Source organism: Pseudomonas sp. URMO17WK12:I12 (genome assembly GCF_000514395.1).
GTDB lineage: Bacteria > Pseudomonadota > Gammaproteobacteria > Pseudomonadales > Pseudomonadaceae > Aquipseudomonas > Aquipseudomonas mucoides.
The window spans coordinates 177,155-202,430 of record NZ_AZVV01000004.1; the positions used below are offsets into that span (position 1 = coordinate 177,155).

Consider the following 25,276-nt stretch of genomic DNA (forward strand, 5'->3'; position numbering starts at 1 on the left):
GGATTACTCGTCAGCGTTATCGCTGTTGTCGCTGTCATCACTATCAGCGCTTTCAGCGCCTTCGTGCTCAGGACGGTCGCGACGCTCACGGCGCTCACTGCGGTTTTCTTCAGCCTTGAGCATCTCGGATTGGCCGGTAACGGCTTCTTCGCGACGGATGACCAGGTTACGGATCACTGCATCGTTGTAGCGGAAGTTGTCTTCCAGCTCGGCCAGGGCCTTGCCAGTGCATTCAACGTTCAGCATCACGTAGTGAGCCTTGTGAACATTGTTGATTGCGTAGGCCAGTTGACGACGGCCCCAATCTTCCAGACGGTGGATTTTGCCGCCGTCTTCTTCGATCAGCTTGGTGTAACGCTCTACCATGCCGCCGACTTGCTCGCTTTGATCCGGGTGGACCAAAAAGATGATTTCGTAATGACGCATGAATGCTCCTTACGGGTTGTAGCCTGCCGCTCAAAAGCGGTCAGACAAGGAGTGAATGACACTTATGGACTTGCTTGCGATAGACACATGCGTGCCTGCCGTCACAGCAAGGGGCGCAATTGTAGAGAAGGGACAGGAGAGGCGCAAGGCAATTGGTGATTATTTGAACAGTTCGTTCATACCACCAATCTTCGCTCCACCACAAACCACTGTGGGAGCGAGCTTGCTCGCGATGAGGGCTCAACATTCAATATTTATGCTGAATGTTACTCCGTCATCGCGAGCAAGCTCGCTCCCACAGGGGATTTGCAGCAGATCAGGACTTTTTGGCGGTCCCGGCAGCCTTGACGCTGCGCTGACGCTGGGCTTCGAACAGGCAGACGCCCGTCGCCACGGAGACGTTGAGACTGCTGACGCTGCCCGTCATCGGCAAGTGCACCAGGTAGTCACAAAGATCGCGGGTCAGGCGACGCATGCCGCTGCCTTCTGCGCCCATGATCAAGATGGTCGGGCCAGTCATGTCTTGCTGATACAGGCTCTGCTCAGCTTCACCCGCCGTTCCGACAACCCACAAACCACGCTGTTTGAGCTTTTCCAGGGTGCGCGCCAGGTTGGTCACGGCGACCAACGGAATCACTTCCGCCGCACCACAAGCCACTTTACGCACCGTTGGGGTCAGCGTCGCTGATTTGTCCTTGGGTACGATCACTGCCAGCGCACCGGCCGCATCAGCCGAACGCAGGCAGGCGCCGAGGTTGTGCGGATCGGTCACGCCGTCGAGCACCAGCAACAGCGGTGCGCCTTCGGTACGATCCAGCAGCTCGTCGAGCATTGCCTCACCCCAGACCTGGCTCGGACTCACGTCCGCCACCACGCCTTGGTGCACGCCCTCAACCCACGCATCCAGCTCGCGACGCTCGGCATTGCCGACCGCAACGCGGTTTTCGGCGGCGAGCTGGATCAGCGTTTGCACGCGCGGATCACTGCGGCCTTCGGCCAGCCAGATTTGCTTGACGCGTTTCGGGTGGTGGCGCAGCAATGCTTCTACCGCATGCACGCCGTAGATCTTTTCCAACTGACTCATGGTTTAGCCTTAGGTTTACGCGCCCCGCCGCTTCTTCCGGCTGGAGCAGCACCCGCTTTTGGCGGGCCTTTACGATGTTTGCTCGGTTTTGCTGGCTTGCCGCCGGGGGCCTTGTCAGGCGCCGACCGTCCGGTCTTTCCCCCAGACGCCGCTTTACCGCCGCTTTTCGCTTCAGACAGCAACGCCTGTTTCATTTCACGGCTTTTACGCAGCTCGGCGTTTTTTGCCGCAGCATCGCTTGGACGATAGGCTTCGACAGCCTTTTCCTTGGCAGGACGACGACCGGTTTTTGCCGGTGCCGGTTCTGCGGCGGTTTTAGCCGCTGGAGCGGTTGTTTCGGTTCCGCGCTTCTTGCGGCCAATCGGCGCGCTGATGGTTTTTTCAGCCATCTCGAAGTCGATCTTGCGCTCGTCGAGGTCAACACGCATGACGCGCACTTCAACGGTGTCGCCCAGGCGGAAGCTGCGACCGGTACGTTCACCCGCCAAACGGTGGTGAACCGGATCGAAGTGGTAGTAATCGCCCGGCAGCGCGGTGACGTGCACCAGGCCTTCGACGTAGATATCGGTCAGTTCGACGAACAGGCCAAAACCGGTCACGGCGGTGATCACACCCGGGAACGATTCGCCCACGCGGTCTTTCATGAACTCGCACTTGAGCCAGTTCACCACATCGCGGGTCGCTTCGTCGGCGCGGCGTTCGCTCATCGAGCACTGCTCGCCGAGCTGCTCCAGCGCCGCTTCGTCGTACGGATAAATCCGCGCTTTCGGAATGGTCATCGCGCCAGCACGGCGAACGTGCGGGGTGTCCTGCTTGGAATGGATCACACTGCGGATCGCCCGGTGCGTGAGCAAGTCCGGGTAGCGGCGGATCGGCGAGGTAAAGTGGGTATAGGCTTCATAATTCAGGCCAAAGTGGCCCTGGTTGTCAGCGCTGTACACCGCCTGGCTCAACGAACGCAGCATAACGGTCTGGATCAGATGGAAATCCGGACGGTCCTTGATGCTTGCCAGCAAGGCCTGGTAGTCCTTCGGCGAGGGGCCGTCCTTGCCTTTGTGCAGGGACAGGCCGAGCTCGCCGAGGAAGGCGCGCAGTTTTTCCAGACGCTCCGGTGGCGGACCATCGTGGACGCGGTACAGCGCCGGGATTTCGTGCTTTTTCAGGAATTCAGCAGTGGCCACGTTGGCCGCCAGCATACATTCCTCGATCAGCTTGTGAGCATCGTTACGAACGGTCGGACGGATCTCGGCAATTTTGCGCTCGGTCCCGAAGATGATCCGGGTTTCCTGCGTTTCGAAATCGATCGCGCCACGCACGTGACGAGCGGCCAGCAGCACTTTGTACAGCGCATAAAGCTGCTTGAGGTGCGGCAGAACGTCGTTGTACTCGCCGCGAAGCTGACGCGCCTCGGTGAGTTTCGGCGTTTCCAGCATCGCACTGACCTTGTTGTAGGTCAGGCGGGCGTGGGAGTGAATCACTGCTTCATAGAAGCAATAGTCGGTCATTTCGCCGGACTTGGAGATGGTCATCTCGCAAACCATGGCCAGACGGTCGACGTGCGGGTTCAGCGAGCACAGGCCGTTGGACAGCTGCTCAGGCAGCATCGGCACGACGCGCTCGGGGAAGTACACCGAGTTGCCGCGAACCTGGGATTCGTTGTCCAGGGCCGAACCGATCTTCACGTAGCTGGAAACGTCGGCGATCGCCACGTACAACTTCCAGCCACCGGAGAACAGGCGCAGCTTGCCCGGCTTGGACTCGCAGTAAACCGCGTCATCGAAGTCGCGTGCATCTTCACCGTCGATAGTTACGAACGGCAGATGGCGCAGGTCGATGCGCTTCTCTTTGTCTTTCTCTTCGACTTCCGGCTTGAGCTTGGCGGCTTCTTTCAAGACCGCTTCAGGCCAGACGTGAGGAATGTCGTAGGTGCGCAGGGCGACATCGATTTCCATGCCCGGCGCCATGTAGTTGCCCACGACTTCGACCACGTCGCCTTGCGGCTGGAAGCGTGGTGTCGGCCAGTGAGTGATCTTCACTTCGACGAACTGACCGATCTGGGCGTTGGCGTTTCGTCCCGGCGTGACCAGCACTTCTTGCTGGATCTTCGGGTTATCCGCAACGACGAAACCAATGCCGCCTTCTTCGAAGTAACGACCGACGATGGTTTCGTGAGCACGGGAAACCACTTCGACGATCATGCCTTCACGGCGACCGCGACGGTCGAGGCCGGAAACGCGGGCCAGGGCACGGTCGCCGTCAAAGACCAGGCGCATTTGCGCCGGGCTCATGAACAGGTCGTCACTGCCGTCGTCCGGGACCAGGAAGCCGAAACCGTCACGGTGACCGCTGATGCGGCCCAGGATCAGGTCGAGCTTGTCCACCGGCGCATAAGTGCCGCGACGGGTATAGATGAGTTGAGCGTCGCGCTCCATGGCGCGCAGACGGCGACGCAGGGCTTCGATCTGGTCTTCCGTGGTCAGACCAAACTCTTCGACCAGCTGCTCGCGGTTAGCAGGCGAACCTCGATCAGCAAGGTGCTGAAGGATCAGTTCGCGGCTAGGAATAGGGTTTTCGTATTTTTCCGCTTCACGAGCGGCCTCGGGATCGAGGGACTGCCAATCGGCCATTAGAGAGTTTTCACCTTGTCTATATGCGGGTTAGTTTGGCATAGGCGTAATGAAACGGGAAATTTCAAGCTATGACAGCCCTTCTAAAGCCCTTTATCGACATCGCAACGCTGATTTAAAGACCACTGGCGAAATTTTCCAGGTTTTTTTGATGTCGGGGGTTTACAGTTAAAAAGACGCTCCGTATAGTGCGCGCCATCGACGACGCAGACGCGCTGCCGATACTGCCCAGATGGTGAAATTGGTAGACACGCCAGCTTCAGGTGCTGGTGACCGCAAGGTCGTGGAAGTTCGAGTCTTCTTCTGGGCACCAATTTCGAGCTTGAGATTAGATCAATTTCAAGGCTCACACAAAAACCCGCGAAAGCGGGTTTTTTGCATTCCAAGCTTCTGATTTATTAAATCTAAATCAGGGGTTTACAGATCAAAACGCTCTCCGTATAGTGCGCCACATCAACAGCGGCAACGCTGAAGATAAATGCCCAGATGGTGAAATTGGTAGACACGCCAGCTTCAGGTGCTGGTGACCGCAAGGTCGTGGAAGTTCGAGTCTTCTTCTGGGCACCAATTCAAATTCAAGGTTACGACCTTGAATTTCACAAAAACCCGCGAAAGCGGGTTTTTGCGTTTCTGGCATCCGAAAACCTGTCCCCCCTCAAGAAACACATGACCTTGTAGCAGCTGGCGAAGCCTGCGTTCGGCTGCTGCAGGTGTTGGGTCCGCCGCTCTAGCTGGCACTTCCCGACCCAGCAAGGCGCACTTGAGAAACAATATCGTTTATCATTGTTGCAAGTTTTTGCAATGCGACAGTGAGGAACCCTGCGAATGATGTTTCGAAATACCCTACGCCGCGGCCTGACCTTCACCCTGCTCGGCCTGGTACTCGCCACCCCCCTCACCCAGGCGGCCGATCCGGTTTCCCTGACGCTCTATAATGGTCAACACAAGGAAGTCGGCGACGCCATCGCCAAGGCTTTCGAAGCCAAGACCGGCATTCATGTGAATGTGCGCAAAGGCAGCAGTAACCAGCTCGCCAGCCAGATCATGGAAGAAGGTGACCGCTCCCCTGCCGACGTAATCTACACCGAAGAATCACCGCCACTGAACAAACTCGGCGAGCAAGGTTTCCTGGCCAAGACCGACGACGCCACGCTGGCGGTTTTGCCCAAGGATTATGTTGCAGGCAACGGCACCTGGATCGGCATTACCGCCAGGGTCCGGGTGGTGGCATTCAATCCCAAGCTGATCGAGGAGAAGGACCTGCCGAAATCGGTGATGGAGTTCTCCAATCCAAAATGGCAAGGCAAGGTCGGCTTCGTGCCCACCAGTGGCGCTTTCCAGGAACAAGCGGTCGCGATCATCAAAGTGCACGGCATGGACGCAGCCGAAGAGTGGCTGACCGGCCTGCGCGCGTTCGGCAAGACTTACAGCAACAACATGGTCGCCCTGAAGGCTGTGGAAAATGGTGAAGTCGCCACGGTTCTGGTTAACAACTATTACTGGTTCGCCCTGCAACGCGAGAAAGGCCAACTGGACTCGAAACTGCATTACTTCACCGGCGGCGACGTCGGCGGGCTGATCACCGTTTCCAGCGCAGCCGTGCTCAAATCCAGCAAACACGCAAAAGAAGCCCAGGCGTTTCTGGCCTACATGGCGAGCGAAGAAGGCCAGCGCGTGATCACTCAAACCACCGCCGAATACCCGCTGCACAAAGGTATGGAATCGGATCGTGGCCTCAAGCCGTTCAGCGAACTGCAAGCACCCAATGTCACACCGGCCGATCTGGGTAACGCCGAACAAGCCCTGGACCTGGAACGCGACGTTGGCTTGAACTGATGAGCGCTTCGCCAGCCTCCCCCGCCTCACGCGGGGTGTACGTGCCTCGGCGCCAACGGCCGTCGATCTGGCTATTACTGCCAGTCCTGCTGCTGGTTGTGCTCAGTCTGTTGCCGCTGATGTATGTCGGCCTAAAAGCCTGGCAAGCCGGCTGGGCCGAAGCATTGCACCTGCTGTGGCGACCTTATGTGTTTGGGTTGCTGCGCAATACGCTGGCGCTGATGGCCGGGGTAACGCTAGCCTGCGCCTTAATCGGCCTGTCACTGGCCTGGCTGCTGGAACGCAGCAATCTGCCGGGGCGGCGATTGTGGGGCGTCATCCTCTGTTTGCCGTTCGCCGTTCCGGCGTTTGTCAGCAGTTTTACCTGGGTTTCGCTGAGCGCTCACTTTGAAGGTTTGGGCGGGGCGATTTTGGTGATGACGCTGTCCAAGTACCCGCTGATCTTTCTGCCGGTCGCGGCGACCTTGCGCAATCTTGACCCCTCTCTTGAAGAATCTGCCCGGACACTCGGACAGAATCGCTGGGGCGTGTTTTTCAGAATCACGTTGCCGCTGCTCTGGCCATCGTTGCTGGCGGGCTCACTGCTGATCGCACTGCACATGCTGGTGGAGTTCGGCGCGCTGTCGATCATCGGCTTGCAAACCTTTACCACGGCGATTTATCAGCAGTTCGAACTGGAATTCAGCAATGCCAATGCAGCGATGCTGTCAGCGGTGTTGCTGGCGCTGTGCCTGGCGTTGTTATGGCTGGAGCTGCGGGTTCGCGGCAAGGGCCGACATGTTCGTACCGGCCAGGGTGCGGCGCGGCATGCGGAACAGGTTCGATTGGGGCCCTGGGCGGGCATCGGACAGCTTTACTGCCTGGCGCTGGCGATCATCGGCAGTGGCATTCCACTGGGAATGCTGGGGTATTGGCTGGCGGTCGGCTCCTCAGCCGCATTTCCGGTCGCCGCCATCGGCGAAGCGCTGCTCTCATCGCTGGCACTCTCCCTCGGTGGCGCAGCGCTTTGCCTGGTGCTGGCCGTGCCAGTGGGCTTGCTGGTGGTGCGTTACAAAGGCCCACTGGCGATCTGGGCCGAGCGACTGCCGTATCTGCTGCATGCGTTGCCCGGCCTGGTGATTGCGCTGACACTAGTGTATTTCGCCCTGCACTATGTGCCGGTGCTGTACCAGACGTCCGCCTTGCTGCTGATCGCTTATGCGTTGTTGTTTCTGCCGTTGGCTCAGGCGCCGATTCGAACGGCTCTGAACAAGGCTGCACCGCAACTGGAAGAGGCTGCACGCACACTCGGGGCTACGTCGTTCAGTGCGTTTTGCCGGATCACGCTGCCGATAATTTTCCCGGCGCTGGGGGCGGCGTTTGCGCTGGTGTTTCTGGATGCGATGAAGGAGCTGACGGCGACATTGCTATTGAGTCCCACCGGGCTCAACACACTGGCAACAGAGGTGTGGGCGCATACCGCGAATGTGGAGTTTGCGGCGGCGGCGCCTTATGCGGCGTTGTTGATAGTGGTGTCGGGGGTGCCGGTTTATCTACTCACGACTCGGATGTATCTGAGCCGTTGAGAGCGCCTTCGCAAGCAGGCTCACTCCCACACTGGATCTACTGTGAACTCACACTACGTGAACACCAGAGATCAAATGAGGGAGCGAGCCTGCTCGCGAAGGGGCCAGTCCGGACAACCGATTACGCCCTGAACTGCCCCAGACTCGCCTTCAACTGCGCCGCCAACCCATCCAGCACCTTGCCGCTGGCCGTGGTCTCCACCACTGCCTGAGCCGCTTTCTCGGCCTGCGCATGAATGGTTTCAACCCGCCCCCGCACCGCCTGCGCACCTTGCGCCTGATGCGCCGCTGCCTGAGTCGCCAGGCCAATCGCCGCATGCACCTGCTCGACCGATTCCTGCACCGACTGCTGCAACCGCGCACTGTCGCGCAGCACCAGCAAACCTTCACTGGCCTGACGCCCGGCTTGACCAATTGCCGCCACCGCTTCGCGCGCACCTTGCTGCAAGGCAACGATGTGCGCCTGAATGTCGCCGGTCGAACTCTGAGTCTTGCTCGCCAGTGCCCGCACTTCGTCAGCGACCACGGCAAATCCGCGACCGGTCTCGCCCGCACGCGCCGCTTCGATGGCCGCGTTCAGTGCCAACAAATTGGTTTGCTCCGCGATCCCGTGAATCACCGTCAGTACCACTTCGATCTGTTCACTCTGTTGCGCCAGTCGTTCGATGACTTTCGCCCCGGTGTCGACCTGCCCGGCCAGCGCCTCGATCAAGCTGCCGACTTTCGCCGAGGTCCGGGTGTTTTCATCCGTGGCCGAACGAATGTCCACCACCTGTTGCAAAGCTGCCTGCATGGCATGACTTTCAGATTGGGCTTCATCGGCCATTTGCGACAACGCTCGCAGGCTCTCAGCCACTTCATCGCGCTGCATTCCGGCGGCCTTGTCAGCTCCGGCATTACGCAGGGTCATGGCACCGATTTCCACGCCGGTACGCTGGGCCACATCGCCGGCTTCACGCACGATCGGCTGCAACTTATCCACAAAGCGATTGACCGCCGACGCCATGTCGCCGATTTCGTCCTTGCTGTTGATCTGCACACGCTTGGTCAGGTCACCCTCGCCAGCCGCCAGATCATCCATGGCGCTGATCAGCATCTTCAAGCGATTGACCACGCGCCGCCCCAGCACCACGGCCAGCAACAACAGCACGCCGCAACCGACCAGCGCCAGACCCAGACCAATGCGCCAGCGCAAGGTCGCGGCAGCTTCCTGTACGGTACCGGTGGTGTTGGCTTTCATTTCAGACGCCGTGGACTGCGCCGACTGCAAACGTGCACCCATCGCCGCGGCACTGTCGGCGGCCGCGCCTTTGAGGCTGTCGCCCACCAGTTGATCGCTGCTGGCAATCAGCGCCGAGAAACGCTTGTCCAGGGCCGCGAGGTCGGTTTCCACTGACGCGGTGGAGACCCCCATTATTACCTTGCCGATTTCCACACCATTGGGATTGATCGAGGCTTCGAGGTAATAAACCGAAGGATCGTTCTTCGCCGCATCCAGCACTTTGTCGAGCGCTCGCTCGCCCTGGCCTTTTTCAAGGAGGGCCTTGTTGATCGGGTTTTCACGATTGAGGTAGCGCGTCAGATGCTGCCCGGTCGCATCGTCATACACCACGAACAACACATTGGGATTGCGCTGGGCCCGGCGGGCGAATTCGGACAAGGTTGGAACGTCACTGTCCCACATCGCGCGGGGGGCGACCGAGGCCAAGAGCTGCGCCATATCATTGGCGGAGTCCTTCAGGTCTTTTTCCAGCGTCGCACGCAACTGAGCCTGCTCATCCTTCAAACGCGAGGACAAACCGGCCGTAAGGCGCTGACGCGTGCTGGTCGATAGGTTGTCGAGGCTCGACGTGACTTCACGCCCTGCCTGCTCAAGTTCGCCAGAGAGCTTTTGACTGTCGACCCCCAGGCGCACACCCAGATCGGCTTCCAATGCAGTCACTGTGCTCCGGGTCAGAGCAACAGCCACCAGCACTTGCACCAAAAGGGCGATACCGAGGGTAACGAACACGGGCCGCAACAAACGGCTTTGTAACAATGAGAGAACTGCCGACACTTAAAATCCCTCTGCTTTGGCGCCATTAAATTGATGGCGCGCTGGAAGCGATGCTTTTATTCAACATCACAGCAAAGGTCATGCCGTCCAAGAGGCATAAACGACAAAGGGTCCTATTAAGGACCCTTTGTGTTTCACTTCAATGACTTATCAAGCAAACGGATGACGCAGAACGATGGTTTCGTTGCGGTCCGGGCCCGTCGAAATAATGTCGATCGGCGCGCCGATCAACTCTTCAACGCGTTTGATGTAGGCACGAGCGTTAGCTGGCAGCTCTTCCAGGGTTTTGGCACCCACGGTCGATTCGGTCCAGCCCGGCACTTCTTCGTACACAGGCTGAAGGCCTACGTAGCTGTCTGCGTCGGTCGGAGCAACGGCGTTGCCCTGCGCATCTTTGTAGCCGACGCAGATGTTGATGGTTTCCAGGCCGTCGAGTACGTCCAGCTTGGTCAGGCAGATGCCCGAGATGCTGTTCACATCGATTGCGCGACGCAGGATAACGGCGTCGAACCAGCCGCAACGACGGGCACGGCCGGTGGTAGCACCGAACTCGTGACCTTGTTTGGCCAGGTGCGCACCCACTTCATCAAACAGCTCAGTCGGGAATGGGCCCGAACCTACGCGAGTGGTGTAAGCCTTGGTGATGCCCAGGATGTAATCCAGGAACATCGGACCTACGCCCGAACCGGTCGCCACGCCACCGGCGGTGGTGTTGGAGCTGGTCACGTACGGATAGGTGCCGTGGTCGATGTCCAGCAACGAACCCTGGGCGCCTTCGAACATGATGTCTTTGCCGGCGCGGCGCAGGTCGTGCAGCTCGGCCGTCACGTCCAGCATCAACGGCTTGAGCAGCTCTGCATATTCCTTGCACTCGGCCAGCGTCTTTTCGAACTCGATGGCAGGCTCTTTGTAGTAACCCACCAGCATGAAGTTGTGGTAATCCACCAGTTCACGCAGCTTGTCTTCGAAGCGCGGCATGTTGAGCAGGTCGCCAACGCGCAGGCCACGACGTGCAACCTTGTCTTCGTACGCCGGGCCGATGCCGCGACCAGTGGTACCGATCTTCAGCTCGCCACGGGCCTTTTCACGGGCCTGGTCCAGCGCCACGTGGAAGGACAGGATCAGCGGGCAGGACGGGCTGATACGCAGGCGCTCGCGCACCGGTACGCCTTTCTCTTCCAGCTTGGTGATCTCGCGCAGCAGGGCGTCAGGTGCAACCACCACGCCGTTACCGATCAGGCACTGCACGCCTTCGCGCAACACGCCCGACGGGATCAGGTGCAAGACGGTTTTCTCGCCGTCGATCACCAGCGTGTGACCCGCGTTGTGGCCACCCTGGTAGCGCACTACGGCGGCAGCATGTTCGGTCAGCAGATCAACGATCTTGCCTTTGCCCTCATCACCCCATTGGGTGCCCAGGACTACGACATTCTTACCCATAACACTTGTCCTCATTCGCGCAAACTTGGTGCCGGCAGCCGCCGGCGGGAAAACTCAAGAAGCCAGCGGCAATACTTGCCAAAGCCCGTTCTGCTGAATCAATTGCCGGTCGCAGTCCGCTTCACGGGCGGCGGCCAAAGGTTGCCCAGGCAATGCCTGAACGACACGCTGACCCTCACTGCGCAACTGGCAAACCTGCTGCCAGAGTGCCGCATCCGTACTGTCAGGCATCCAGATACCGCCAGACGGTAGCTCGATCTCAGCACGCCCCAGGGTCACCAGGGTTTTCAAGTCGGTAGAGAAGCCGGTGGCCGGACGTGCGCGACCGAAGTCGGCGCCGATGTCGTCGTAACGACCGCCTTGGGCAATGGACTGGCCAACACCCGGCACGAACACCGCGAACACCACACCGGTGTGGTAGTGGTAACCGCGCAACTCGCCAAGGTCGAAGTACAGCGGCAGATCCGGGAAACGCACGGACAGACGCTCGGCAATTGCCAGCAAGTCGTCCAGAGCCGCCAGAACAGGCGCCGGCGCACTCGCCAGACGCTCGCGGGCAGCGCTCAACACTTCACGGCCGCCACACAAATCAACCAACGCGCGCAGCATGCCGGACAAATCGGCAGGCAGGCCTTCGGTCAAGGTAATGACCTCGTCGATGGCCTTGCGTTGCAACGCGTCGAACAATTGTTGCTCGACTTCACCGGACAAACCGGCGGCGCGGGCCAGGCCACGGTAGATGCCTACATGACCGAGGTCCATGTGTACATCCGGCACATCGGCCAGTTGCAGCATAGCCAACATCAGGCTGATGACTTCCACGTCGCTGCTCGGGCTGGCATCGCCGTACAACTCGGCACCCAACTGGATCGGGCTGCGCGAGGACGACAAGGCGCGAGGCTGAGCGTGCAGCACGCTACCGGCATAGCACAGACGGCTCGGCCCTTCACGACGCAGGGTGTGCGCATCAATGCGCGCCACTTGCGGCGTGATGTCGGCGCGGAAACCCATCTGCCGGCCCGATTGCGGGTCGATGACCTTGAAGGTACGCAGGTCGAGGTCAGAGCCCGCGCCGGTCAGCAGGGATTCCAGGTACTCGATATGGGGAGTCACGACAAACTCGTAACCCCAGCTCTGGAACAGATCCAACACCTGACGACGCGCAACTTCAATGCGCGCCGCTTCTGGTGGCAGTACTTCTTCGATGCCATCTGGCAGCAGCCAGCGGTCTACCGTTGCCATTACGCCATTCCCCTATGATCCGGGCGGCAAGCCCTCGGGCGAGCCTTGAGTGAAGCAGAAAATGGTCGGCTCGTACGCAAACCACGCGCATGAACGACATGGCGAAAAGCCTTAAACCGGCTTCGCCAACCACTTTCCTCGAAAAACCTGTTGAGCCTGCATAAAAACAGCAATCAAACGTGCAGACGCAAAAAAGCCGGGAATTTCCCGGCTGCCGCATCATACACACGTTTTCCCAAAGGATCACCCCGCCCGAGGCTTTAGCCGCCAGGCGGGGGATGATTCAGGTCAACGCAGTATCAAGGCTTGGCTTTTTCCAGGTAACGGAAGAAGTCGCTGCTTGGGTCCAGGACCATGACGTCGGATTTGTTCGCGAAGCTTTCACGGTAGGCACGCAGGCTACGGTAGAAACCATAGAACTCCTGATCCTGGCCGTAGGCCTTGGAGTAGATCGCAGAGGCCTGGGCATCACCGTCACCACGAACCTCTTCAGATTCACGATAGGCTTCAGCCAGCAACACGCGGCGCTGACGATCGGCGTCGGCACGAATACCTTCGGCCAGTTCGTTACCCTTGGCGCGGTGCTCGCGAGCTTCACGCTCACGCTCGGAGCTCATGCGCTCGAACACACTGCGGTTCACTTCTTTCGGCAGATCGATAGCCTTGACCCGAACATCGACCACTTCGATACCCAGCTCTTTTTCGGCCATCTTGTTCAGCGAAGCCGTGATGTCGGTCATCAGCGCATCGCGCTCACCGGACACCACTTCGTGCAGCGTGCGCTTACCAAACTGGTCACGCAGGCCCGACTCCAGACGACGGGAAAGACGCTCGTCGGCAATTTGCTTGAGGCCAGACGTTGCGGTGTAGAAGCGCTCGGCATCTTTCACCCGCCACTTGGCGTAGGCATCCACCATGACGGCTTTCTTTTCCAGCGTCAGGAAGCGTTGCGTCGGTGCATCCAGCGTCATCAGGCGTGCGTCGAATTTACGCACCTGGTTAACGTAAGGCACTTTCACATGCAGGCCCGGCTGAACATCGGCCTGGACCACACGACCGAACTGCAGCAACACCGCACGCTCGGTCTGAGCCACGATGTAGAAGCAGTTCCAGGCAGCGATCGCCACGACGACGCCGACAATAAGGGCGATCAGCGATTTATTGCTCATCAGCGACTCTCCCTGGTACGTGCTTGCTGTTGCTGCAGATCAGCTGCTGCACGCGCATTCGCTTCATTGCTGGTGGTTGCTGCACTGGTCACCGGAGCGCTGGTGTTGCGACCACTTTCGACCATCTTGTCCAGCGGCAAGTACAGCAGATTGCTCTGGCCATTCTTGTTGCCGGTCACGAGAACCTTGCTGGTGTTGCTGAAGACTTCCTGCATGGTGTCCAGGTACAGACGCTCGCGGGTGACTTCAGGAGCCTTGCGATACTCGGCAACCAGTTTGGTGAAGCGATCGGCCTCACCCTTGGCGCGCGAGACCGTTTCGTCACGGTAGCCGTTGGCATCTTCGATGATGCGCTGGGCCTGACCACGGGCTTCCGGCACGACGCCGTTGGCATAGGTTTCAGCCTGGTTACGCGAACGCTGCTCGTCTTCACGGGCGCGGATCACGTCATCGAAAGCTTCCTGTACTTCACGCGGTGCGGCTGCGCTCTGTACGTTGACCTGTGTAATGGTGATGCCGGTGCGATAGGTATCCATGAAGCGTTGCAGACGCTCCTTGATTTCGCTGGCCATCAACTCACGACCTTCGGTCAGCACCTGGTCCATCGCAGTGGAACCCACCACATGGCGCAAGGCACTTTCGGTCGCGTGCTGCAGGCTGATTTCCGGTTGATCAACGTTCAGCACGAAGTCCTGCAGGTTGCTGATCTTGTACTGCACGGTCAGTGGCACTTCGACGATGTTTTCGTCTTCAGTCAGCATTTGACCCTGCTTGGTGTAGGCACGCTCACGCGTGACGTTTTCCAGGTACTTGCGATCGATCGGCGGGAAATAGATGTTCAGGCCCGGGCCGACGGTTTCGTAGTACTTGCCGAAGCGCAGCACCACGGCTTGCTCCTGCTCGTCGACAACGTAGACCGCGCTGTACAGCCAAACGGCCGCCAGCACGACAAGGCCGATGCCAAGAATGCCACCGAAGCCGCCGCTCTTGCCCGAACCACCGCCGTCATCACCACGTTTCTTACCACCACCGAACAACCCGTTCAGGCTTTCCTGCAGCTTTCGGAAGGCCTCGTCGAGATCCGGTGGTCCCTTGCGGTCGCCGTTATTGCGGCGCTTGCCACCCCAAGGATCCTGATTATTCGAGTTGCCACCCGGCTCATTCCAAGCCATAGCGCTCTCCATCTGATAAAGCAAAGACGCACCCACGGCGCGCCGACCAATGCTACAGAATGCCTGTCACCACGACACAACCGCTTTCTCAGGCTTTTATTGCAAAGTGTGTTGCTCGATGAAGTCATTCGGCTGCAAACCTTCGCGACTCACCAATCGATTCAACTCGATCCGTGGCAAGCGAACGGCCAGCAAGCTGGTGCCTTCTTCGTCGTGTTCTTCTTTCTGCACCGCGCCAAGTTCGAAAAACTGCGCACGCAGTCGAGCGAAGCGTTGCGGCAAGCGCAAGGTACCGATAAACAAATCACTGCCAAGCAACTCGGCAATGGCTTGCTCAAGCAATTCCAGACCCGTGCCATCACGCGCCGACAGCCAGACCCGCAGGGGTTTACCGCTTTCGTCGCGCTGGATTTGTGGCTCAACGCCCTCAAGCAAATCGAGTTTGTTATACACCTCGAGTATCGGCAAGTCCTGGGCACCAATCTCGCCCAGCACCACCATCACCTGCTCGATCTGCAACATGCGATCCGGTTCGGCCGCATCGATCACGTGCAACAACAGGTCGGAATTGCTCGACTCTTCGAGAGTAGACCGAAATGCCTCGACCAGCTTGTGGGGCAAGTGGCGAATGAAACCTACAGTGTCCGCCAGGACAATCGGCCCCAGGTCGTCCAGATCGAGACGGCGCAGGGTCGGGTCCAGCGTGGCAAACAATTGGTCAGCCGCGTAAACGTCGGATTTCGTCACGTTATTGAAGAGCGTGGATTTACCGGCGTTGGTATACCCCACCAGCGAAACGGTAGGGATATCCGCACGCATACGACCACGTCGCGACTGTTCGCGCTGGCTGCGCACTTTCTCCAGCCGGCCCTTGATCTGTCGCAGGCGAACCCGCAGCAAACGGCGGTCGGTTTCGAGTTGGGTTTCACCCGGGCCACGCATGCCGATACCGCCACCTTGGCGCTCAAGGTGAGTCCAGCCACGAACCAGGCGGGTGCTCATGTGGTCAAGCTGAGCCAGTTCTACCTGGAGCTTGCCTTCATGGGTACGAGCGCGTTGGGCGAAAATATCAAGAATCAGACCGGTGCGGTCGATCACGCGACACTCGAAAACACGTTCGAGGTTACGTTCCTGACTGGGCGTGAGGATGTGATTGAAGATCACCAGATCAGCCTCTTCGGCCTTGACCAGGTCGCGCAGTTCCTCGACCTTGCCACTGCCAATGAGGAATTTGGCGGTTGGCCGATGACGCGGCACGTTAAAAAACGCAACGGTCTCGGCGCCCGCCGAATTAGCCAGTTCCTGAAACTCCTGCGGATCTTCGCGCGCCTCAGGGTCCTGTCCATCCAAGTGAACGAGGATGACTCGCTCACCACCACCGTGGCGCTCAAAGAACAAAGGAGACTCCTATCAGGCGTTACCTGGCTCAGCGTCACCTGCTTCGGATTCGGTTGCGCTTGGCAGACGAATTGGACGAACCGGCACCACTGTCGAGATAGCGTGTTTGTAAACCATTTGGCTAACGGTGTTTTTCAGCAGGATAACGAACTGGTCGAAAGACTCGATCGTGCCTTGCAGTTTGATCCCGTTGACCAGGTAGATAGACACCCCAACTTTCTCTTTACGTAAAGTATTCAAGTAAGGGTCTTGTAGCGAATGCCCTTTTGACATGTGCCGCACTCCTTTAAGGATTCAATATAAAAAATAGGTAAACAGATGGCTTTAGCCGCCACACCCCCAAGGATAGACGGCAATTGCAAGGACTCAGCTCAATATGGAGATGGTCCCCAAGTATTTCAAGGCGCGCGGCAGATTGTCGCAATCGAGACTGTCCAGCCAGTGTAAATCAGCCCAACTGCGCAGCCAGGTGAACTGACGCTTTGCCAATTGGCGCGTGGCAATGATTCCACGTTCCTGCATCTCGGCTTGCGTCAGCTTGCCATCCAGGTAATCCCAAACTTGTCGGTAGCCTACCGCACGTATAGACGGCAACCCGGAATGCAGGTCACTTCTCTTACGCAGGGCTACGACCTCGTCAATGAATCCCTGTTCCAACATATTCGTGAATCTTTGTTTAATTCGCTCGTGCAGTACCTGGCGATTTGCAGGAGCAATGGCCAAGTTCGCGACAGTATAGGGCAATTGTTGCAGTCCCGAAGCGGCTGCTTCGGTACTTTGCACAGATTGTTTCAGCCGCAGCTCGGTCATGCTCTGACCGCTGACGCGATAAACTTCCAGCGCCCGACTGAGTCGCTGCGGATCGTTTGGATGAATACGCGCGGCAGACTCAGGGTCAATTAACGCCAATTGTTCGTGCAGCGCTTGCCAGCCAAGGCGTGCAGCCTCTTCCTCGATCTGCGCCCGAACATCGGGATCGGCCGCTGGCATGTCCGCCAGACCTTCGACCAAAGCCTTGTAATAGAGCATTGTGCCGCCCACCAGCAGCGGGATTTTTCCCCGCGCGGTGATCTCGGCCATCGCCGCCAGGGCATCACGACGAAAATCGGCGGCCGAATAGCTCTCGGCCGGGTCGAGAATGTCGATCAAACGGTGCGGGAATTCGGCCAGGATTTCTTTCGAAGGCTTGGCGGTGCCGATGTCCATGCCCCGATAGACCAGCGCCGAATCGACACTGATCAGCTCGCAGGGCAGAACCTTGGTCAGCTCGATGGCCAGGTCGGTCTTGCCCGCAGCGGTCGGGCCCATCAGGAAAATCGCTGGAGGAAGCTGGCTCATCAACGACCGCGCAAGAACAGTTTGTCCAGATCGTCCAGGCCCAATTGGGTCCAGGTCGGTCGGCCATGGTTGCATTGACCGCTGCGCTCGGTGTTTTCCATGTCGCGCAGCAGACCGTTCATTTCCGGGATCGCCAGGCGCCGATTCGCACGAACCGCGCCGTGGCAAGCCATCGTCCCGAGCAACTCATTCAGATGTGCCTGAATCCGGTCGCTGGTGCCGTATTCCATCAGGTCCGCCAAGACATCACTGACCAGTCGATTGGCTTCCGCCTGCTTGAGCAAGGCCGGGATTTGCCGAATGGCCAGGGATTCAGGTCCCAGACGCTGCAATTCAAAACCCAGACGCTGGAACAACGCCGCGTGCTCTTCGGCGCAATCGGCTTCACGCTGACTGACAGCCAGGGATTCCGGTACCAGCAGCGGCTGGCCGCTCAGGCCTTCGCTGGCCATGGCGATTTTCAGGCGCTCGTACATGATCCGCTCGTGAGCCGCGTGCATGTCCACCAGCACCAGCCCTTGGGCATTTTCCGCCAGGATGTAGATGCCTTTGAGCTGCGCCAGGGCGTAACCCAGCGGCGGAATATCGTCCTGCCCGGCTGGCAGCGCGACCGCGTTGGCCTCGGGCAATGGCGCAAAGAATTCACGGTACGCCGCCTGGGCTTCAGCAACCGGTACGCCGGATTGTGGCCGTGGCGTGTATTGATATTGATAACCGGCGCCAGCGCCCGACCCGGCCGGGGTATTGAACGACGGTTGCGCCTGAGGTTGCTCCAGCAGCGCATTGGCCGCCAGACGCATTTCGCCCTGCGGACCGAATTCGCCGGCATCGAGCCCGGTTGGACGCACGACGGCCGTCACCACCGGTGCGGCCAGATGATCCTCGGGACGCACATCGCCCAAGGCGCGGTGCAAGGTGCCGTAAAGGAAATCGTGAACCATGCGCCCGTCACGGAAGCGAACTTCGTGCTTGGTCGGGTGCACGTTGACGTCGACACCCGCCGGATCCACTTCGAAAAACAGCACGAACGTCGGATGCCGGCCATTGAACAGCACATCGCGATAGGCCTGGCGCACCGCGTGGGCCACCAGTTTGTCGCGAACTGCGCGGCCATTCACGAAGAAATACTGCAAGTCTGCCTGGCTGCGGTTGAACGTCGGCAAGCCGACCCAGCCCCATAAATGCAGGCCATTGCGCTCGATTTCGATCGGCAGCGCCTGCTCGAGGAACCCCGAACCGCAAATCGCCGCCACACGCCGGGCGCGGGCCGCGTCGTCATGGGCTTCGTGCAGGCTGAGGATGGTCTTGCCGTTATGGCGCAGGTGGAACGCGACATCGAAGCGTGCCAGCGCCAGGCGCTTGATCACTTCTTGCAGGTGATCGAATTCGGTTTTTTCAGTCTTGAGAAACTTGCGACGCGCCGGGGTGTTGAAGAACAAGTCCCGCACTTCCACCGAGGTGCCCACCGGATGGGCGGCCGGCTGCACGCGCGGCGCCATGTCCCGGCCTTCGGTTTCGACCTGCCAGGCCTGATCGGCATCGCGAGTGCGGGACGTCAGCGTCAGGCGCGCCACGGAGCTGATCGATGCCAGTGCTTCACCGCGAAACCCGAGGCTCATGACCTGTTCGAGGTCTTCCAGATTGCGGATCTTGCTGGTGGCGTGTCGCGCCAGCGCCAACGGCAGGTCATCGGCAGAAATGCCGCTGCCATCGTCGCGCACGCGCAATAGCTTGACGCCGCCCTGCTCGACATCGACATCGATGCGCTTGGCGCCGGAGTCGAGGCTGTTTTCCAGCAGCTCCTTGATCACCGAAGCCGGGCGCTCGACCACCTCGCCGGCGGCAATCTGGTTCGCCAGTCGCGGGCTGAGCAGCTCGATGCGAGCGCTGTTGATCACGACCTGATTCATTCTTTGGCCGCCAACTCGGTGCCTGGAATGGTCAGGTGCTGACCGACCTTCAGCTCATCACTGGGCAGCTTGTTGACGCTGCGCAGCGTGGCAGGCGACACCTGATAGCGCACGGCAATCATCGCCAGGGTCTCACCCGGGCTGACCCGGTGATCACGCGGGCCTTGAACGATTTTTCCGGAGTCGCGCAGCCAGGCAATGTAAGTGCCCGGTGGCGGGTTTTGCTGGAAGAACTGCCGCACGCCGCTGCTGATCGAACGCGCCAGCGCCTGCTGGTGATTCGAGGAGGCCAGTTTGGACGCTTCGTTAGAGTTGGAGATGAACCCGGTTTCCACCAGGATCGACGGGATATCTGGCGACTTCAGCACCATGAACCCGGCTTGTTCCACACGCTGCTTGTGCAGTGGCGTAACCCGTCCGATGTTGCTCAGGACTTTCTGGCCAACGTTCAGGCTGGACGTCAGCGACGCGGTCATCGACAGGTCAAGCAGCACGCCCGCGAGCATGCGGTCCTTGTCATCAAGGCTGACGTTGCCAGCACCACCGATCAGGTCAGAGCGGTTTTCACTGTCCGCCAGCCAGCGGGCCGTTTCCGAAGTCGCGCCGCGATCAGACAGGGCGAACACCGACGCACCGAAGGCAGCGGCCGACGGCGCGGCGTCGGCGTGGATCGAAACGAACAGGTCGGCGCCTTTCTTACGGGCGATTTCGGTTCGGCCGCGCAGCGGAATGAAGTAGTCGCCCGTACGGGTCAGTTCGGCGCGGAAGCCTTTCATGCCATTGACCTGACGCTGCAGTTCACGGGCGATGGCCAATACCACGTCTTTTTCCTTCTGACCGCGGGAGCCTGAAGCACCCGGGTCTTCACCGCCGTGGCCGGCGTCGATCACCACGAGGATGTCGCGTTTGCCAGGAGGTGCAGGAGGAAGTTTGATCGCAGGCTCAACCGGCGTGACGGGCACTGCCGGCATCGTGGCGACCGAAGGGGTCGGTGTCGGAGTCGGGGCTGGCGACGGCGCGGCATCGGCAGCGTTATCAAACAGGTCGACCACCAACCGGTTGCCGTACTGGGCGTTTGGCGCCAGGGAGAAACTTTTCGGGGTCACGGCCTTTTTCAGGTCGATCACCACCCGCAGGTCAGTCGGCGTGCGTTGAGCCGAGCGCATGGCGGTGATAGGGGTATTGGAAGTGTTGACGTTCAACGGCGCGCCGAGCGTTGCACCATTGATGTCGATCACCAGCCGATCCGGAGCGGTAAGGGTGAACACGCTGTGTTGCACCGGCCCGGTCAGGTCGAACACCAGCCGTGTGTTGTCCGGCGCCCGCCACAGGCGAACACTGTTGACCTTTGCGTCGGCCACAGCGTCGACGGTCACCGCCAAAAACAACAACCCTACGGCAGCTACCATCGCGCGAAAGCGCATACCTGACCCCATCATTTAATTGGATTCCAATGCCAAAGCGGCACACCAGGCCTCGCCACACGAGCCCCGGGATAAAATTTTCAGCGAACGCCCGCTGTCTTGCGGGCTAATGGTAATGGTCAGGTCAGGCTTTGGCAAAAAGCCTGCACCTTTATCGGGCCATTCGATCAGGCACAGCGCGTCGTCGTCGAAATAGTCGCGAATGCCGAGGTACTCCAGCTCTTCCGGATCGACCAAACGGTACAAGTCGAAATGGAAAGCGCGGATGTCGCCGATCTCATAGGGCTCGACCAGGGTGAAGGTCGGACTTTTCACGGCGCCTTCATGCCCCAGGCCGCGGATGATACCCCGCGACAACGTGGTTTTACCTGCCCCCAGGTCCCCTTCCAAAAAAATCAGACCGTGCCCTTCGGTGATTTTTGCGATGCGTGTGCCAAAGGCCGTCATCGCCTCTTCATCAGCCAGGTACAGGGTTACTTCAGACACGGTGCTTGCTCCTCCAACAACTGACGAATGGCCGGAATCAGATCACTGGCCGCCAGCCCGCGGCCATTTTTACCTTGTTGCTCACCCGCATTGGCGTGCAGCCAGACCGCCAGGCACGCGGCGTCGAACGCCTGCATGCCTTGAGCCAGCAGCGCGCCGACCAGACCGGCCAATACATCGCCCAAACCCGCCGTGGCCATGGCCGGATGACCTTGATGACACACGGTGAGACGCCCATCGGGACTGGCGATCAGGCTGCCAGCGCCTTTCAACACCACGACTGCTGTATATTTTTTGCTCAACGCATGCGCCGCCGCCGGGCGATCAGCTTGCACTTGGGCGGTGCTGATCCCGAGCAACCGCGCCGCTTCGCCCGGATGCGGCGTGATCACGCAATCCTTGGGCAAATTCACACATTCTTCGGCCAGCAGGTTCAACGCATCTGCATCCCAGACTTGCGGCAACGGTGCATTGGCGGCCGCTGACAGCAAACTGCGCCCCCAGGACGCCTGCCCCAAGCCAGGGCCGACCACCAATACGGAAACCTTTTGCAGCAAATCCATCAACTGGTTGGCCGACGAAGTGCCCAGCACCATGGCTTCGGGAATTCTCGCCAGCGCGGCCGGTACATGCTCACTGCGGGTTGCCACGGAGACCATGCCGGCACCGCTGCGCAGGGCGCTTTGTGCGCTCAGCAGGATCGCGCCACCCAAGCCGAGATCGCCGCCGATCAACAGCACATGGCCGAATTTGCCTTTGTGCGACGTCGGCGCTCGCGGTGCAGGACGCGGCAAGTTGCCGGGCGTCAGGCGCCGAGCGCTGATCGCCGCGGCCTCGACGAGCTGCGGGTCGGCGTGTAAATCATTGAAAACCAGTTCCCCAACCACATCTGCTGCATCCCCGGTGAACAGCCCCAGTTTCAAACCGATGAAGGTCACTGTCAGGTCGGCATGCACCGCCAGACCGAGGATCCGACCGGTATTGGCGCACAGCCCTGAAGGGATATCCACAGCCACGACCGGCAGCCCGCTGGCATTGATCGTCGCGATAGCGTCAGCGTAAGGCGCACGCACTTCCCCCGTCAGACCGGTGCCGAGCAAAGCATCGAGCACGACGCCGCGCAATCCGGATTGTGCAGACCAGGGTTCGATCAGTACTTTTCCCGACACCGCCTCGGCATACGCCAACGCCGCATCCCCCTGTAAACGTTGGGGATCGCCCACCGCCAACACGCGAACCGACCAACCCGCACGGCTGGCCAGCACTGCCACCAGATAACCGTCGCCCGCGTTATTGCCGTGGCCGGCCAGCACCGTTAATTCATTCGCCGACGGCCATTGCCGGACCAGCGCCCGCCAGGTCGCCCGCGCCGCGCGCTGCATCAACTCGAAGCCCGGCGTGCCGGCCGCGATCAGGCTCGCATCGAGCCCACGGACCTGCGCGGCGCTATACAGCGCGTCGGGTAAATCATCTTTAGTGTGCGGCATGCGTCTTCGGGCTCCGATGTCTGGCAGAATTATACGCACCTCAGCTCCGGTTTCTCTCGCCTCATGCCCGCAATTACCACAGACCTGCCCGCCCTCGCCCAATCCATCAAGGACTGGGGCCGCGAGCTGGGCTTTCAGCAAGTCGGCATCAGCGGCCTGGACCTGGCCGAGCATGAGCAGCACCTGGAGCGCTGGCTCGCCGCCGGCTACCACGGCGAAATGGACTACATGGGCGCCCACGGCAGCAAACGCTCACATCCGGAAGAGCTGGTGCCCGGCACCTTGCGCGTGGTTTCCCTGCGCATGGACTACCTGCCCGGCGACACCCAAATGGCGCAAATGCTGGCCCAGCCGGAAAAAGCCTACGTCTCGCGTTATGCCTTGGGTCGCGATTACCACAAACTAATTCGTAAACGCGTGCAACAACTGGCCGACAAAATTCAGGCACAGATCGGCCCGTTTGGTTTCCGCGCCTTCGTCGACAGCGCCCCGGTGCTGGAAAAAGCCATCGCCGAACAGGCCGGTCTTGGCTGGATCGGCAAAAACACCCTGGTCCTGAATCGCAAGGCCGGCAGCTACTTCTTTCTCAGCGAGTTGTTTGTCGATCTGCCATTGCCGGTCGACCCGCCCCACACCACCGAACATTGCGGCCGCTGCACCGCGTGCCTCGACATCTGCCCGACCAACGCCTTCGTCGGCCCTTACGTTCTGGATGCCAGGCGCTGCATTTCGTACCTGACCATCGAACTGAAAAGCGCAATCCCGGAAGATCTGCGGCCACTGATCGGCAACCGGGTGTTTGGGTGCGATGATTGCCAGATCGTCTGCCCCTGGAACCGCTTTGCCCGTCCGTCCGGCGAAAGCGACTTCAAGCCAAGGCACAACCTGGACAATGCGGAATTGGCCGAGTTGTTCATGTGGGACGAGGATAAATTCCTCAGCAGCACTGAAGGCTCGCCATTACGCCGGGCGGGTTATGAGCGTTGGTTGCGTAACCTGGCGGTGGGGCTGGGCAATGCGCCGTCGAGCATCCCGGTGCTGGAAGCGTTGAAGGCTCGCAGGGATTACCCGTCGGAGTTAGTGCGTGAACATGTCGAATGGGCCCTGAAACAACACGGTCTCCTGTAGCCGCTGCCGAAGGCTCGGGCCGCGTTCGGACGTTCGAGGCCGCAGAACTCGCTTTCCGGATAGACGACTGCTACGCAGCCGGACGCAGCCTTCGGCAGCGGCCACAGGAACCGTGCCAGTCTTAAGCCTCGTCGTTGTAAACGAACTTCGGCATTTCCCAGTGGAAACGAATCGCCAGCAGTCGCAGGAGGAAGCCACCAAACAGCGTGATCAGAATCGCTTGTTCACCGGGTAATTGCAGGTAGATGCAGAGCATGTAGCACCACGCCGCCGCGAACGAGACGCTGGCGTAGAGCTCTCGGCGGAAGATCAGCGGGATGTCGTTGCAGAAGATGTCGCGCAGGATGCCGCCAAATACGCCGGTGATCACGCCGCTGACCGACGCCACCAGCATGCCGTGACCCATTTCCAAAGCGGTCATGCAGCCGATCAGGGTGAACGCCACCAGGCCCACGGCGTCGAGGACCAGGAACAATGAGCGCAGGTGGCGCATCCAGCGCGCAGTGAAGACGGTCACCATGGCGGCGACCGAGGTCAGCACCAGGTATTCCGGGTGTTTGACCCAGGTCAGCGGGTAGTGGCCGAGCAGGACGTCACGCACCGAGCCGCCCCCCAACGCAGTGATGCACGCGATCAGCACCACGCCAAACCAGTCCATGCCGCGACGGCCGGCAGACAGCGCGCCGGTCATGGCTTCGGCGGTGATGGCGATCAGGTAGAGCATCAGCAACATGGCGGCGGTCCTTGCAGAAAGGCGCGCAGTCTACTCACTTCACCGAAGCCCCAAAAGAGGGCATCAGAGAATCTAGCCAATCATCAATGGTGACTGTAAGGACGCCATCGCGAGCAAGCTCGCTCCCACAGGGACGGCGCTGTACCTGTGGGAGCGAGCTTGCTCGCGATGGGGCCAGCACAGAGGCCGCCGAATCAGAACTTGATGAAATGCTTGCGGTAGTGCTGCAGCTCGGCAATCGATTCGCGGATGTCGTCCAGCGCCAAATGAGTGCTACCTTTTTTGAAGCTGTCGCGTACGTCCGGCGCCCAGCGTGCGGCCAACTCTTTGAGAGTCGATACGTCGAGGTTGCGGTAGTGGAAGTAGCTTTCCAGGGACTTCATGTGCGTATAAAGGAAGCGACGGTCCTGGCAGATGCTGTTGCCACAGATCGGCGACTTGCCCTTGGGCACCCATTTCTCCAGGAAGGCGATAGTCTCGGCTTCGGCTTCGGCCATGCTGATGCGGCTGTCGCGAACGCGCTGGGTCAGGCCCGAGCCGCCGTGTTGACGGGTGTTCCACTCGTCCATGCCGGCGAGGATCTCGTCGCTGTGGTGGATGGCGATCACCGGGCCTTCGGCCAAGGTGTTCAAGTCACTGTCGGTGACGATGGTGGCCATTTCGATGATGACGTCGGTATCAGGGTTCAGACCAGTCATTTCCAGGTCGATCCAGATCAGATTCTGCGGGTTTTGCATGTGTCGGCTCCTAGGCAA

20 protein-coding genes and 2 tRNA genes are annotated in these 25,276 nt (G+C 59.8%); 5 read left to right on the forward strand and 17 right to left on the reverse strand.

Annotated features, from left to right (window positions below; all coding sequences use genetic code 11):
* Positions 1 to 3 precede the first annotated feature (3 nt).
* From rpsF to rnr, 3 genes are all read right to left on the reverse strand, one after another.
* Positions 4 to 426, reverse strand: coding sequence for a 30S ribosomal protein S6 (rpsF, locus tag D882_RS0103660; protein WP_003217491.1), 423 nt, complete (start codon positions 424 to 426; stop codon positions 4 to 6).
* A gap of 316 nt (positions 427 to 742) precedes the next feature.
* The gene (gene rlmB, locus D882_RS0103665; RefSeq protein ID WP_027921975.1) at positions 743 to 1,510 is read right to left on the reverse strand and encodes a 23S rRNA (guanosine(2251)-2'-O)-methyltransferase RlmB; all 768 of its coding nucleotides are present in this window, start codon (positions 1,508 to 1,510) and stop codon (positions 743 to 745) included.
* On the reverse strand, positions 1,507 to 4,137 hold the full coding sequence (gene rnr / locus D882_RS0103670; RefSeq protein ID WP_027921976.1) for a ribonuclease R: 2,631 nt from the start codon (positions 4,135 to 4,137) through the stop codon (positions 1,507 to 1,509). Before rnr ends, rlmB begins: the two co-directional genes overlap by 4 nt.
* A gap of 226 nt (positions 4,138 to 4,363) precedes the next feature.
* Here rnr and D882_RS0103675 point away from each other — a divergent pair.
* The 4 genes from D882_RS0103675 (at position 4,364) to D882_RS0103690 (ending at position 7,538) form a co-directional block, all read left to right on the forward strand.
* Positions 4,364 to 4,450: transfer RNA gene (locus D882_RS0103675), tRNA-Leu, on the forward strand.
* A 167-nt stretch (positions 4,451 to 4,617) separates the two neighbouring features.
* Positions 4,618 to 4,704, forward strand: a tRNA-Leu gene (locus tag D882_RS0103680).
* 258 nt (positions 4,705 to 4,962) lie between these two features.
* Entirely contained in the window at positions 4,963 to 5,973 is a 1,011-nt protein-coding gene (locus D882_RS0103685) for an extracellular solute-binding protein (RefSeq protein ID WP_027921977.1), read from the forward strand.
* Positions 5,973 to 7,538: an iron ABC transporter permease gene (locus tag D882_RS0103690; protein WP_027921978.1), complete on the forward strand. Its 1,566-nt coding sequence runs from the start codon at positions 5,973 to 5,975 to the stop codon at positions 7,536 to 7,538. The genes D882_RS0103685 and D882_RS0103690 overlap by 1 nt, the downstream gene beginning before the upstream one ends.
* Before the next feature lie 121 nt (positions 7,539 to 7,659).
* Here the strand turns inward: D882_RS0103690 and D882_RS0103695 are convergent, their stop codons facing one another.
* The 12 genes from D882_RS0103695 to D882_RS0103750 form a co-directional block, all read right to left on the reverse strand.
* Positions 7,660 to 9,594: a methyl-accepting chemotaxis protein gene (locus tag D882_RS0103695; protein WP_027921979.1), complete on the reverse strand. Its 1,935-nt coding sequence runs from the start codon at positions 9,592 to 9,594 to the stop codon at positions 7,660 to 7,662.
* Positions 9,595 to 9,744: 150 nt separating this feature from the next.
* The gene (locus D882_RS0103700; RefSeq protein ID WP_027921980.1) at positions 9,745 to 11,034 is read right to left on the reverse strand and encodes an adenylosuccinate synthase; all 1,290 of its coding nucleotides are present in this window, start codon (positions 11,032 to 11,034) and stop codon (positions 9,745 to 9,747) included.
* Between the two features lie 54 nt (positions 11,035 to 11,088).
* Complete coding sequence (locus D882_RS0103705) at positions 11,089 to 12,276, reverse strand: ATP phosphoribosyltransferase regulatory subunit (protein WP_027921981.1); 1,188 nt, start codon at positions 12,274 to 12,276, stop codon at positions 11,089 to 11,091.
* Between the two features lie 299 nt (positions 12,277 to 12,575).
* Entirely contained in the window at positions 12,576 to 13,445 is an 870-nt protein-coding gene (gene hflC, locus D882_RS0103710; protein ID WP_027921982.1) for a protease modulator HflC, read from the reverse strand.
* Positions 13,445 to 14,617: an FtsH protease activity modulator HflK gene (hflK, locus tag D882_RS0103715; RefSeq protein WP_027921983.1), complete on the reverse strand. Its 1,173-nt coding sequence runs from the start codon at positions 14,615 to 14,617 to the stop codon at positions 13,445 to 13,447. Before hflK ends, hflC begins: the two co-directional genes overlap by 1 nt.
* A gap of 96 nt (positions 14,618 to 14,713) precedes the next feature.
* Complete coding sequence (gene hflX, locus D882_RS0103720; protein WP_027921984.1) at positions 14,714 to 16,015, reverse strand: ribosome rescue GTPase HflX; 1,302 nt, start codon at positions 16,013 to 16,015, stop codon at positions 14,714 to 14,716.
* 12 nt (positions 16,016 to 16,027) lie between these two features.
* Complete coding sequence (gene hfq / locus D882_RS0103725; protein ID WP_007902656.1) at positions 16,028 to 16,288, reverse strand: RNA chaperone Hfq; 261 nt, start codon at positions 16,286 to 16,288, stop codon at positions 16,028 to 16,030.
* Positions 16,289 to 16,381: 93 nt separating this feature from the next.
* A complete protein-coding gene (gene miaA / locus D882_RS0103730) occupies positions 16,382 to 17,353 on the reverse strand; it encodes a tRNA (adenosine(37)-N6)-dimethylallyltransferase MiaA (protein ID WP_027921985.1) in 972 nt (323 codons plus the stop codon).
* On the reverse strand, positions 17,353 to 19,263 hold the full coding sequence (gene mutL, locus D882_RS0103735; protein WP_027921986.1) for a DNA mismatch repair endonuclease MutL: 1,911 nt from the start codon (positions 19,261 to 19,263) through the stop codon (positions 17,353 to 17,355). The genes miaA and mutL overlap by 1 nt, the downstream gene beginning before the upstream one ends.
* Positions 19,260 to 20,672, reverse strand: a complete 1,413-nt coding sequence (locus D882_RS0103740; protein WP_371258934.1) for an N-acetylmuramoyl-L-alanine amidase — start codon at positions 20,670 to 20,672, stop codon at positions 19,260 to 19,262. The genes mutL and D882_RS0103740 overlap by 4 nt, the downstream gene beginning before the upstream one ends.
* Positions 20,673 to 20,702: 30 nt before the next feature.
* Entirely contained in the window at positions 20,703 to 21,173 is a 471-nt protein-coding gene (gene tsaE, locus D882_RS0103745) for a tRNA (adenosine(37)-N6)-threonylcarbamoyltransferase complex ATPase subunit type 1 TsaE (RefSeq protein ID WP_027921988.1), read from the reverse strand.
* Complete coding sequence (locus tag D882_RS0103750) at positions 21,161 to 22,660, reverse strand: bifunctional ADP-dependent NAD(P)H-hydrate dehydratase/NAD(P)H-hydrate epimerase (protein WP_027921989.1); 1,500 nt, start codon at positions 22,658 to 22,660, stop codon at positions 21,161 to 21,163. The genes tsaE and D882_RS0103750 overlap by 13 nt, the downstream gene beginning before the upstream one ends.
* Before the next feature lie 63 nt (positions 22,661 to 22,723).
* Here D882_RS0103750 and queG point away from each other — a divergent pair, with 63 nt between their 5' ends.
* Positions 22,724 to 23,788, forward strand: a complete 1,065-nt coding sequence (gene queG, locus D882_RS0103755) for a tRNA epoxyqueuosine(34) reductase QueG (RefSeq protein WP_027921990.1) — start codon at positions 22,724 to 22,726, stop codon at positions 23,786 to 23,788.
* Between the two features lie 121 nt (positions 23,789 to 23,909).
* On the opposite strand, the gene D882_RS0103760 is transcribed toward queG, so the two are convergent.
* Both D882_RS0103760 and orn read right to left on the reverse strand, forming a co-directional pair.
* Positions 23,910 to 24,521: a trimeric intracellular cation channel family protein gene (locus tag D882_RS0103760; RefSeq protein WP_027921991.1), complete on the reverse strand. Its 612-nt coding sequence runs from the start codon at positions 24,519 to 24,521 to the stop codon at positions 23,910 to 23,912.
* A gap of 194 nt (positions 24,522 to 24,715) precedes the next feature.
* On the reverse strand, positions 24,716 to 25,258 hold the full coding sequence (gene orn / locus D882_RS0103765) for an oligoribonuclease (protein WP_007995036.1): 543 nt from the start codon (positions 25,256 to 25,258) through the stop codon (positions 24,716 to 24,718).
* Between the last annotated feature and the right edge of the window lie 18 nt (positions 25,259 to 25,276).